14 protein-coding genes are annotated in these 10,437 nt (G+C 69.6%); 7 read left to right on the plus strand and 7 right to left on the minus strand.

Going from position 1 to position 10,437, the window contains the following annotated elements:
* Positions 1-183: 183 nt before the first annotated feature.
* Positions 184-1,632, minus strand: a complete 1,449-nt coding sequence (locus ACYQ8K_RS25595; protein WP_459973454.1) for a PPE domain-containing protein — start codon at positions 1,630-1,632, stop codon at positions 184-186.
* 236 nt (positions 1,633-1,868) lie between these two features.
* The gene (locus ACYQ8K_RS25600) at positions 1,869-2,774 is read right to left on the minus strand and encodes a class I SAM-dependent methyltransferase (RefSeq protein ID WP_459973482.1); all 906 of its coding nucleotides are present in this window, start codon (positions 2,772-2,774) and stop codon (positions 1,869-1,871) included.
* Between the two features lie 230 nt (positions 2,775-3,004).
* Here ACYQ8K_RS25600 and ACYQ8K_RS25605 point away from each other — a divergent pair, with 230 nt between their 5' ends.
* Positions 3,005-4,198 (plus strand): cupin domain-containing protein, encoded by a 1,194-nt coding sequence (locus tag ACYQ8K_RS25605; RefSeq protein WP_459973456.1) that lies wholly within the window; start codon positions 3,005-3,007, stop codon positions 4,196-4,198.
* The gene (locus ACYQ8K_RS25610; protein ID WP_459973458.1) at positions 4,185-5,138 is read left to right on the plus strand and encodes a hypothetical protein; all 954 of its coding nucleotides are present in this window, start codon (positions 4,185-4,187) and stop codon (positions 5,136-5,138) included. Before ACYQ8K_RS25605 ends, ACYQ8K_RS25610 begins: the two co-directional genes overlap by 14 nt.
* A gap of 5 nt (positions 5,139-5,143) precedes the next feature.
* On the opposite strand, the gene ACYQ8K_RS25615 is transcribed toward ACYQ8K_RS25610, so the two are convergent.
* Positions 5,144-5,398: a type B 50S ribosomal protein L31 gene (locus ACYQ8K_RS25615; protein WP_459973460.1), complete on the minus strand. Its 255-nt coding sequence runs from the start codon at positions 5,396-5,398 to the stop codon at positions 5,144-5,146.
* Complete coding sequence (gene mrf / locus ACYQ8K_RS25620; protein WP_459973462.1) at positions 5,395-6,594, minus strand: ribosome hibernation factor-recruiting GTPase MRF; 1,200 nt, start codon at positions 6,592-6,594, stop codon at positions 5,395-5,397. Before mrf ends, ACYQ8K_RS25615 begins: the two co-directional genes overlap by 4 nt.
* A gap of 105 nt (positions 6,595-6,699) precedes the next feature.
* Here mrf and rpmB point away from each other — a divergent pair, with 105 nt between their 5' ends.
* The 5 genes from rpmB to ACYQ8K_RS25645 are packed head-to-tail and all read left to right on the plus strand — an operon-like array spanning position 6,700 to position 8,060.
* Positions 6,700-6,936 carry a 50S ribosomal protein L28 gene (gene rpmB, locus ACYQ8K_RS25625; protein ID WP_459973464.1) on the plus strand — a complete coding sequence of 79 codons (237 nt, stop codon included), beginning with the start codon at positions 6,700-6,702 and terminating at the stop codon, positions 6,934-6,936.
* Complete coding sequence (gene rpmG, locus ACYQ8K_RS25630) at positions 6,936-7,100, plus strand: 50S ribosomal protein L33 (protein ID WP_459973466.1); 165 nt, start codon at positions 6,936-6,938, stop codon at positions 7,098-7,100. Before rpmB ends, rpmG begins: the two co-directional genes overlap by 1 nt.
* 2 nt (positions 7,101-7,102) lie before the next feature.
* On the plus strand, positions 7,103-7,408 hold the full coding sequence (gene rpsN, locus ACYQ8K_RS25635) for a 30S ribosomal protein S14 (protein WP_459973468.1): 306 nt from the start codon (positions 7,103-7,105) through the stop codon (positions 7,406-7,408).
* On the plus strand, positions 7,408-7,674 hold the full coding sequence (gene rpsR / locus ACYQ8K_RS25640) for a 30S ribosomal protein S18 (protein ID WP_459973470.1): 267 nt from the start codon (positions 7,408-7,410) through the stop codon (positions 7,672-7,674). The genes rpsN and rpsR overlap by 1 nt, the downstream gene beginning before the upstream one ends.
* Positions 7,671-8,060, plus strand: a complete 390-nt coding sequence (locus ACYQ8K_RS25645) for a hypothetical protein (RefSeq protein ID WP_459973472.1) — start codon at positions 7,671-7,673, stop codon at positions 8,058-8,060. The genes rpsR and ACYQ8K_RS25645 overlap by 4 nt, the downstream gene beginning before the upstream one ends.
* A gap of 3 nt (positions 8,061-8,063) precedes the next feature.
* Here the strand turns inward: ACYQ8K_RS25645 and ACYQ8K_RS25650 are convergent, their stop codons facing one another.
* The 3 genes from ACYQ8K_RS25650 to ACYQ8K_RS25660 all read right to left on the minus strand — a co-directional run.
* Positions 8,064-8,813: a TIGR03943 family putative permease subunit gene (locus tag ACYQ8K_RS25650; protein WP_459973474.1), complete on the minus strand. Its 750-nt coding sequence runs from the start codon at positions 8,811-8,813 to the stop codon at positions 8,064-8,066.
* A complete protein-coding gene (locus tag ACYQ8K_RS25655; protein ID WP_459973476.1) occupies positions 8,813-9,805 on the minus strand; it encodes a permease in 993 nt (330 codons plus the stop codon). The genes ACYQ8K_RS25650 and ACYQ8K_RS25655 overlap by 1 nt, the downstream gene beginning before the upstream one ends.
* A 71-nt stretch (positions 9,806-9,876) precedes the next feature.
* Positions 9,877-10,437 (minus strand): PPW family C-terminal domain-containing PPE protein (locus tag ACYQ8K_RS25660; RefSeq protein WP_459973478.1); only part of this gene is annotated, 561 nt, incomplete at its 5' end.

A 10,437-nucleotide genomic window follows, 5' to 3' on the forward strand; every position in this document is an offset into this window, starting at 1 on the left:
TTCTCCGATTTTCCGCAATACACCCCGCCCCACGGCGGGCGTTCACACACCACCCCCCAACATAAATAAAAATAATTTTAATAAACACCTCCCCCGCGCGCCCGCGCCGGCCCGCCACGGCCAGTGGCCGTCGGAACGATCACGCAGCCAGTAGTCGGGCGGCGGGCCGAAAAAGTTCCACCGCTAGTCGCTCTCCCAGGTGCCCGGCAACATCGGTATCGAGGGTCCGTTGCCGAACTCGTCAGCGGCCAGCGTGGTCAGCCCGGCGGCCTCGGCCGTCGCCGCCGGTGCGGTTCCGGCAAAGCCCAGCGACCCAGCGCCCCGATCCGATGCCACCGACCAGCCGGGGTCGGGAATCGGCCCGTCGTCGTCGATGTCCATGAATTCATGGCCGCGGTAGTGGTCTTTCATGGCCGCGCGACGGCGCCGCCGCGCGCGCTGCCGCTCGGTCGCCGAGGTCGCCGCCCGTGCGGCCGCCGCGGCGGCATCGGGCTCCGGCGCCTTGCGCTGCGCGCCGCTACTCAACCCGGCCCCGGTCCCGATGCCCGGGCCGCCGACCAGGTAGGGGAAGGCGGCGCCTCCCATACCGGTGGGCGGCGGTGCCGGCGCGGGGGCGGTGGCCGGGGTCGAGGCGGGCGAGGGCGCGGACGTCGGCGCCGACGAAGCCGGGGCCGTTGCGGTCACCGTGACGGGACTGGTGGCCACCGCTGGGAGGTCGGTGGTGTGCGGCGGCGCGGGTTCCGCCGTCACGGCGGGGGCGGGCAGCGCCGAGGGCTGGATCGCGGCCAGCACGCTCAGGGCCGCGAAGCCTCCGCCGAGGGCGGCCGGCGCGAACGCCGGAACCGCCAGCAACTGCGGGAACGCCTGGAAGAACTGGATGGCGTGGCCGATTTCGTCGATGATCAGCCCGATGATGTCGTGCAACAGCTGCAGAAACCCCTTGACAGGGTTGTGTGCGATCTCGGTGAAGTCCCGGGACAAGGTCTGGGTGATCTCGGTGACGCGGTTCAGATACCAGCTGCCGTCGTAGGGATTGCCCGAGTCGTTGTCGACGATGTCTTGGAAACCGTCGCTGCTGTCGGAGCTGTCGCTGCCGTTCACGATCTGCGGGGAAGGATCGGCCGGCGGGGCAGCGGCCACCGCCGCGCCGGCGACCGACTGATAAGTGGACATGGTGGTGGCGGCCTGAGTCCACATTCTCGCGTAGTCGGCCTCGTTGACCGCGATCGGAATCGTGTTGATGCCGAGGAAGTTCGTCGCCACCAACGCCCCGTGCACGGCATGGTTGCCCGCCAGCTCCGGCAGCGTCGGCATTGCGGCCAGCGCGGTGGTGTAGGCCGCGGCCGCCGCCTCTTGCTGTGCGGCCATGGCCGCACTGTTGGCGCTGGCGCGCATCAGCCACAACAAATACGGCACATGTGCGGCCACGTATCGCTCGGCACTGGGTCCCTCCCAGGCCCCGGCCTGCACCGCCGCCAGGGTCTGGCTCAGCTCGTCGGCCACCTCCGCATACGTCTGGCTCAACGACGTCCACGACGCGGCCGAGGCCAGCAGGCCGCCGGGACCTGGACCGCTGGACAGCAGCGTCGAATGAACCTCCGGCGGAAACGCCATCCACACGGGCCCGGTCATGCTCCCCCGTCCGCTACCGCTGGTGACGACGCGGCTGATCGATTAGAAAAACGCGTGGCGTCATGCCAGCGACTCCTCGCCGGGCTGCGTCCGCGACCGCCTGGGCTGTACGGCGGCGTGGGAAGAGCCCGGTAGTAGTCGGATGGCGGCTCGGGAAAGTTCCGGTGGGTGCCGGATTCAGGGAAAACTCATGAAAAACCGGCCGTGATCAGCGACTTGGCCGGTATTTCGGACGGTCAGGCCCGAACGGCGCTCACCAGGGTGTTCCGCGCGATCATCGGGCCGGCCTCGGTTTCGGGCCCGGGAACCGGGCGACCGACCTCACGAAGGTAGTCGGCCAACGGCGTGCCGACCGCCTTCCAGCCGTGCTTGCCGAACCATTCGGTGGCCGGCGCGTGCTGCTCGTTGTAGACCAGCTGGAAGAACACCCGCCCGTCGCCCTGCTCGGTGGCCGCGCGTTCTTCCGCGACCGCGGCCTCGAAGTCCTCGGACTTCATCGGGGCGCCGTCCTCGACGGCGACGTGGCTACCGTGGCCGGCCAGGCCGTCGATGCCGGTGAACAGCTGCTCCTGGGCCGTCGCCGGCAGGTAGATCAACAGCCCCTCGGCGATCCAGGCCGAGGGCTTGGCGGGGTCAAACCCACTGTCGCGCAGGGCTTGCGGCCAGTCTTCCCGCAGATCGATGGCGATCTCCCGACGCTCGGCGCGCGGTTGTGCGCCGGCGCCGGTGAGCACTTCGCGCTTGAAGTCGAGCACTTGCGGCTGGTCGAGCTCGAAGATCGTCGTCGCGGCCGGCCAGTCCAGGCGATAGGCCCGCGAGTCCAGGCCCGCGGCCAGGATGACTACCTGCCGCACGCCCGCCTCCGCAGCGCGCCGGAAATACTCGTCGAAGTACCTGGTGCGCGCACCCTGGAAGTTGACGAAGTTCTCGCCGAAGTCGGCCGTCTTCAGCTGGTGGTCGGGATCCTTGCCGTCGAGAACGTCGGCCCACGACCCGCCGACAGCGCGACAGAAGACCTCCGCGTACGGATCCACGGCCAGCGGATCGGGCTTTTGGGCCTCCAACGCCCGCGCCGTTGCCACGAACAACGCGGTCGAGCCCACACTCGTGGTGATGTCCCAGGTATCGCCTTCGCTACGCACGAAGACCACATTACGCCGCGCCACCGACACGCCTTTTCCGGTGGCGCGCAACGGTACTGGCGAACGCGAGTGGTAGCTGGTCTCGTACTCCACCGGCGTCGGTGTGGTCGGCGAGGACCCGCTCAGCTACCGATCCGCCATACTGAGTTGCCGGCAGGGCACGCTGTGCCCCGCCTGGTTATCACGACGACGATTTCGGAGGCCGGGCCATCGAGCTGTCGCTAGCCGGGTTGCTTGAACCCCTCTCGGCGCAGACCTTTCTTGACGAGATATGGGCGCAAAAGCCGTATCACGTCGCGCGATGCCGGGCCGGCTACTTCGAGGGCCTGCTGCCGGGCCCGTCGGCGCTCGACCATCTTCTGGAGCTTTTTCGCCGGGAGCCACCCGCGGTGCGGCTGATGCGGGGCAAGTTCAAGAAGGGCGCCGACAGCTACCGGCTTGGCGACGGCGGCCTCGACGTGGCCGCGATTCGCGGCGACTTTGCCGACGGGTACACGATTGTCGTGGACGCCGTCGAGCGCTACTCACGTAGCGTTGCGTCGCTGGCCCACGCCATCGAGGTTGAGCTGAACGTCCCGGTCCAGGTCAACGCCTACGCCACGCCCCCGGGCTCACAGGGTCTGGTTCCTCACTACGACGACCACGACGTTTTGATCCTGCAGATCGAAGGATCCAAGATCTGGCATCTGTACGACGGCGTCGACATCCCACCGCACCGATTGCGGCGGGATGACAAGACGGTTCGGATCGGCGGGCTTCCCTCGCCCACCGATCTCCGCCTGGCGGCCGGCGACGTGCTGTACCTGCCGCGCGGCCGGGTGCACGCGGCCGAGACGCCGGCGTCGGGGCCCTCGGTGCACCTGACCGTCGGTCTCCATGTCCCCAGCGTCCTCATGCTGGCAATCGGGGCGCTGTACTCGCAGAGTCTGCGCAACGATGCCTTGAACGCGCGCCTGCCGTTACGCCATCTCGATGACGCGGACCTGCAGGCATCGATGAGCGCCATGCTGCGCGATGCGCTGCGCGGCATCGAGGAGCCCGACGCGGTGCAGGGAGGCCTGGACACGCTGGCGGACGTTCTCCTACGCCGCGGTCACTGTCCGCCGATCGGGCAGATCGCCGACGCCGCCGGAATCGGCGCGCGGACACTGGTCGACAAGTACCGGCCGCTGTATTCGCGCATGAAAGTCGGTCCCGACGGCGTTGCGCTGCACTTCGCGACCCTGTCGATAGGCGCCGGGCCCGATCACCGGGCCGCACTGGAATTCATCGCGAAGAGCAACTCGCCGTTCAGGATTGACGAGCTGCCCGGGCTCGATGCGGCACAGCAGATCGAGTTGGCGCGATCGCTGATCGTGAGCGGGTACCTGATCCGGTTGTCACCCACCAATTCCGAAAGTGACTCGCCGGATGGACCTGGCTGAGCTCGCCCGCTGGACGCCGGTGCGACTGGACTTTTCCGCGGCCATCCCGGCGGTTTTCTGGGCGGACTTGACCGGGGTGCGCTTCGACGAACCGTTTTTCGACCGGACCGTGGCACGGTGGGCCGCTACCGCGGCCGCGCGGCCGCTGGTCAAAACCGGGTTCGACGCACTCGTCGCGCTCGACAGCGAGGCGTCGCTCGAGCCCGCCGGCATCATCTTTCACCTCTCGCGATGCGGATCTACGTTGGTGTCAAGGCTTTTGGGCACGCTGCCGGGCGTGGTCATGCTCAACGAACCGGCGCCGCTCAACCACCTGCTCGGCCTTGGCGCACAACGGCTCGGCGGCAACGAGCTGGTGGCGGCCGCGCGCGTCCTGGTGCGAGCGCTGGGCCGACGTCGCCACGACGACGAGCGGCGGCTGGTGCTGAAGTGTTCCAGCTGGAACATCCGAAGGCGAGACATCCTTGCAGCCGCCTTTGCGGACACACCGTGGATCTGGGTCCAACGCGACCCGGCGCGCGTCCTGGCCTCACTGCTGGCCAGACCGCCGGGATGGCTTGGCCCGCAAGCGCGGCGCGCCGCACGGCGTTTCGGCATCGACGAGGCCGCTGTCCCGGCCATGACGCGGGCCGAATACGCCGCGCGGGCCCTCGGCGCGATGCTGGAATCGGCCGCGGCCGATCCGGCCGGGCGCCTCTGCATCGACTATGGCGACCTGCCGAGCGCGGTATGGCTCAGCGTGGCAAGGCATTTCGGCTTCGACGTGGACGCTCCCGCCGTTGCGCTGATGGCCGAAGAAGCCCGGTTCGATGCCAAAAGCCTCGAGCCCCGAATCTTCACCGGCGACCTTCCCGAACAACGTCCGTTGACCGACGAGATCCGCGAGGCCGCCCGGCGTTTCGCCGAGCCGGGCTATCGCGCGCTCGCCTCGCACGGATAGCAGCATCACCTGCGGCCATAGCGGCGGTGGAACTTCTCCACCTGGCCGGCGCTGTCGATGATGCGACGGCCGCCGGTCCAGAACGGGTGCGAGTCCGAGGTGACCTCGACGACGACCAGTGGATAGCTGCGCGTTCCGTGCGGCGTATGCCACTCGACGGTGCGCGAACTCGTGAGGGTCGATCGGGTCAGGAACATCGCACCGGTGGTGGCGTCCTGGAAGACGACGGGGTGGTAGTCGGGATGGGCGACGGGTTTCACGAGAAGTCTCCGTCCTGCCGGGTGTGGCGGGCCGCGTTGTCGGCGGCTTCCGCCCGGTCCGCGCAGGGCTCCTCGTGCCAGTCGCCGAACGGGTCGTCGTAGTCGATCCAGTCGTCCGGGCGCCGCATCTCCTCGTCGGTGAGCAGCGCGCCGCGCAGCGCGTCGAGAAGGTCAGCGGGTTTCGCGCCGCACACCAGGATGGTCATTGCCGTGTGCCGATCGCCGTACCGGTCGTCCCAGGCCAGTTCGGCGAAAGTCCTTCGCTCCGTGTCGATGCCGTCCAGCTCGAGGTCGTCGAGGACGGCCAGCCAGTTGCCCGCCGAGCTGACCCGCAGTCCGGCGCCGGCAGATTCCAACCACATCGCCCGGTCGGGTTGGCTGGCCAGCCAGAGCCGGCCCCGGGTCCTGATCACGCCGTCGAGCAGCAGGTCCAGGCACGCATGCAGACGCTGCGGATGGAAGGGTCGCCGGGAATTGAACTCCAGCAAGCTGATTGGCCCGCGGGAATCCAGCGGGGGCTGGCCGGCCAGCAGCGGACCGTGCGGGTCGTCGCTGCGGCCGCGTCGCGCGTCGCGATACAGATCGTTCAGCGCGTCCTCGATGCAGTCGGCGCCCACCCGAACGCGGGCGCGCGGGGACAGCCGGCGCAGCACGGCGGCGACGAACGGATCGGGCTGATTGAGCACCACCACATCGGCGAATTCGGCCTGGCCGATCACCACCTGAGCCTCGGTGCGCCCGTCGTCCAGCTCGTCCTCACCCAGCGCCTGGGTCAGCCACGTCGAGGCATCGACACAGGTCACCACGGCGGCGATCGACACGTCCAGGGCCGCCGGGCCGTCGATGTAACCCGGCGCCACCCGTACGCGAACGTGGTTGATCGCCAAGCAGATTGGCTCGGGTTCCAGCCAGGGTCCCAGGTGCACGACGATCCGGTCGACGTCGTGTCGCCGGTGCAGTTGACGCAACAACACCAGCAGGTCGTTGCGGATGGTGCACGAGACGCACCCGTGCGCGAGCTCCAGGGCGGTCTCGTTGCTTGTCAAGACCCCGTCGGACAGCGCGGTGATCGTTCGGCGCACCACGTGTCCGTCGAATCGGTGCTCTACCACCAGCGTTCCCGGGGCACGCAACAACGCGCCCGCAACCGGGTCGGTATCCCTCTGGCCGGCGACCAGGATGACGGGCGTCCGCATCGTCCTCCTTATTGGTAATAATTTTCATCTAGCCTCTCCATACGGTACCGTTCGTGGCGGGCCTTGTCGAAAATGATTTTCAATAAGCTGCAACGGAGGTGCACGGTGTCCGCCCACTGCCAGGTGACCGGCCGCCGGCCGGGTTTCGGTAACGCGGTATCGCATTCCCACCGCCGAACGTCTCGGCGCTTCGAACCCAACATCCAACTCAAGACGTACTACCTGCCCTCGGAGGGCCGCCGGATCCGGCTGCGGGTCAGCGCCAAGGGCATCAAGGTGATCGACCGCGACGGCATCGAGGCCGTGGTGACCAGGCTGCGCCGGGAAGGGCAGCGGATCTGATGGCACGCAACGAGATTCGCCCCCTGGTCAAGCTGCGCTCCACGGCGGGAACCGGATACACCTATGTCACGCGCAAGAACCGCCGCAACGACCCCGACCGGCTGGTGCTACGCAAGTACGACCCCGTCATCCGCCGCCACGTCGAGTTCCGCGAGGATCGCTGAACATGGCCAAGAAGTCCAAGATCGTCAAGAACGACCGCCGCCGCACGATCGTGGCGCGCTACGCCGAACGCCGCGCCGAACTCAAGGAGCTCATCCGCTCACCGGCGAGCACCACAGAGCAGCGGGCGGCCGCCAGGGACGAGTTGGCGCGCCAACCGCGCGACGCCAGCGCGGTGCGGGTGCGCAACCGCGACGCCGTCGACGGGCGCCCGCGCGGTCACCTCCGCAAGTTCGGGCTGTCGCGGGTGCGGGTCCGCGAATTGGCGCATGCCGGACAGTTACCCGGCGTGCGGAAGGCGAGCTGGTGATGGTCAGGAAAGTCGCGCGCACCCGCCGGCCCGCGCTACCGCCGGGCCGCTCACCGAAACGGAATCTGCTGCACAGCCTGGGACTGGACGCGGTGGACTACAAGGACACCGCCACGCTGCGTGTGTTCATCTCCGACCGCGGCAAGATCCGGTCCCGCCAAGTCACCGGTTTGTCCGTTCAGCAACAAAGGCAGGTCGCGACCGCTATCAAGACCGCCCGCGAAATGGCGTTGCTGCCCTACCCCGGGCCGCACACGGCGCGATGACGCCCGCGCGCCGCGGCACCGACCGCCCCTTCACCGTGATCGTCTGCGCGGCTTGCGCGGTCGGCCACGATTTGTCGATGATCGACGAACTCCGTCCCACCATCCGGCGCTGCCCGCACTCCATGCTGGTCTCGGCGGCCTGCATGCTCGGACCGCTCACCTGTGCCTCCCGGCCGACCGGCGGCGGCGTCATGGCCGTGGTGCAGCCCTGCACCAGCGACCGGGTGGCCTGCGGACCGGCACATTGGATCGGACCCGTCGCCGACAGTGCCGCGGCCGCCGAACTGCGCGATTGGCTGGAGCGCGGGCAGTGGGAAAACACACCCGTCCCAGCACAACTCGATCGGCATGAGCGGTGGACGCGCGGCGCCGGCCGACGCAACTGACGGTCAGTGCGGGTAGGCGTACGGGTTGGGTGGGGCGTCGATGCGGGTGACCGCGGTCGCTTGCAGGGTGGGAATCGCCGGTGAATTCGGTTGCCGCGGTGCGGGTACGACCTGGCCCCGGACCCGGATCCAGGTATTGTCCGGCAGCCCGGCCGCGCCCCCGGCCGCGCCCCCGGCCGCGGGCCCACGCAGGTGGATGCGGGCCAGCTGAGCGTCGGCCGCACAGCAGACGATGACGATGCGGCCGAGGTCGACGCCCTGCGCCTCGTTGAGCACGAACCCGGTGACGCTGATCTGCCGGTTCGTCAGCGATCCGGTCGTGTCGTGCGCTTCGCGCATCAGCACCTCGGGTAGCGAGACGTCCGGATCCGGCCCAGGCGGCAGTGGCGGAAAAGCCTTGTTCAGAACGTCATTGGACACCGACGTCACGGACGGGGCGGCGGCCGAGGGCCGCAGGGCGGGCGGCGCCACGAACATCAGCACCAGGACCGCGACCACAAGCATCCAGACGATGCCGGTCCGATGGGAATGTCCGTCGCCGTGATCGGCATCGGCCCCACCGGTCCGCGGGCCGCCCCGGCGAATGTCGCCGATAATCGCCACCAGCGCCAATCCGATGAGCACCACCGCCGACGCGATCAGCCACGGCAGCAGCCCGGGCTTGACGTAACGCGTGAACACGCCCGACCCGGTGATCATCGCGATGCTGATGCCCACCAGCAGCAGCACGGTGTTCTCGGCCTCGCGGCTCATCACCGGGCCCCCAACACGAAAAGCCCGATCGCGCAAGCACTTGCGGTGGCCACCACGAACGTGCAGGGGGCGAAGCGCACGGCGAACGCCCGACCGAACATGCCCGCCTGCATCGCGAAGAGCTTGACATCGACGGCCGGACCGACGACGAGAAACACCAGCCGGGGCACCAGCGGCACCATCGTCAGGCTGGCCGCCACGAACGCGTCCGCCTCCGAACACAGGGCCAGCACCACCGCCAGGGCGGCCATCAGCACGACGCCGAGGACGAGGTCGCTCGCCAGATGCGCGAACACCCACTGCGGCACCACCACGTGCAGCAGGGCCGCCGCGGCCGCACCGAGCACCAAATACGATGCGGCCTGCAGGAAGTCGTGCCGCGCGGCCTCGGTGAAGACCACCCATCTCGGCTCGGTCTGCGTTCCCGCGGCGGGCAGCCGGCGGGTGATCCATTCCGGGCGGCCCCACCGCGACCACGCCCAGCCCATGACGACCGCGGTCAGCAGAGACGCCCCCATCCGGGCGAAGACCATCCTTGGCGCGCCCGGAAACGCCACCGCCGTGGCGACCAGCACGACCGGATTGATCGCCGGAGCGGCCAGCATGAACGTCAGCGCCGCTGCGCCGGTGACGCCGCCCTCGCCGAACAGCCTCCGCGCCAAGGGAACTGACCCACATTCACAGCCCGGCAGCGCGACGCCGCCGACGCCGGCCGCCACCACCGCCAAGGCCGGGCGGCGCGGCAACCAGCGCGCCAGCCGCTGCGGCGAGACGAATGTCGCGATCAGGCCGCTGACCACGACCCCGAGCACCAGGAACGGAATCGCCTGCACGAAAACCCCGCAGAACACGGTGCCTATCGTCGAGAGCGCCGCGCTGTTGAAGACGGCATTCCGCAGGGTCGTCGCGGCCAGCGCGCAGGCCAACAGCAGGGCCACCAGCACTTCCATCGACCCCGGCCGCAACCTGCGCCCGGACTTCAGCGTCTCCACCGCGTCATTATCGCAGCGCGCGCCGGCGCGGGGCCCGGGGCGACCCGGCGAGTCCAACGGGGCGCCCGGCGCTAGGCGTCCCCGTCGTCGCCGCGCGGCCCCCGATGGCCGGCGGCGTCCGGGCCCCAGGTGCCCGGCATCATCGGCAGCGTTGGGCCGCCGCCGAACTCATCGCCGGCCAGTGTGGCCAGTCCGGCCGCCGCGGCGGCCGCCTCCCGGCGGGCGGTCCCGGCGAACCCCAGCGTCCCGGCGCCGTGATCCGAAGCCAGCGACGCATCCCAGTCCGGGTCGACGTCGACGTTCATGTCCATGAACTTGTCGCCGTGCCCGCGCTCTGTCCTGCGCCGGCGGCGGCGTGCGCGGGCCGCTTCTCCCGCGCCGGCGGCCGCCGCGGCGGCGGCGCTATCCGGTTCCGGCGCTTTCCTCTTGGCGCTGGAACTCGCGCTTGCGCCCATGCCGGAACCCGTTCCCATGCCCGGCGGGCCGATGACGTAGGGCGGGAAGAACCCGGGTCCGGGGATGGCTGGCGCCGGTGGCGTCGGTGGGACACCGGCCACGGTGCTCGTGGTGGCGGGGGGAGCGGGCGCGGGGGCCGAGGCGGGCGCCGCGGCCGGCGCGACGGGGCTCGGGGC

This window comes from Mycobacterium sp. MUNTM1, from assembly GCF_054660795.1.

Excerpts from the sequence above, each read along its gene's own strand:
- ACYQ8K_RS25595 (WP_459973454.1), bottom strand. The coding sequence starts at position 1,632 with ATGACCGGGCCCGTGTGGATGGCGTTTCCGCCGGAGGTTCATTCGACG.
- ACYQ8K_RS25610 (WP_459973458.1), top strand. The coding sequence starts at position 4,185 with ATGGACCTGGCTGAGCTCGCCCGCTGGACGCCGGTGCGACTGGACTTT.
- mrf (WP_459973462.1), bottom strand. The coding sequence starts at position 6,594 with ATGCGGACGCCCGTCATCCTGGTCGCCGGCCAGAGGGATACCGACCCG.
- rpmG (WP_459973466.1), top strand. The coding sequence starts at position 6,936 with ATGGCACGCAACGAGATTCGCCCCCTGGTCAAGCTGCGCTCCACGGCG.
- rpsN (WP_459973468.1), top strand. The coding sequence starts at position 7,103 with ATGGCCAAGAAGTCCAAGATCGTCAAGAACGACCGCCGCCGCACGATC.
- rpsR (WP_459973470.1), top strand. The coding sequence starts at position 7,408 with ATGGTCAGGAAAGTCGCGCGCACCCGCCGGCCCGCGCTACCGCCGGGC.
- ACYQ8K_RS25645 (WP_459973472.1), top strand. The coding sequence starts at position 7,671 with ATGACGCCCGCGCGCCGCGGCACCGACCGCCCCTTCACCGTGATCGTC.
- ACYQ8K_RS25650 (WP_459973474.1), bottom strand. The coding sequence starts at position 8,813 with ATGAGCCGCGAGGCCGAGAACACCGTGCTGCTGCTGGTGGGCATCAGC.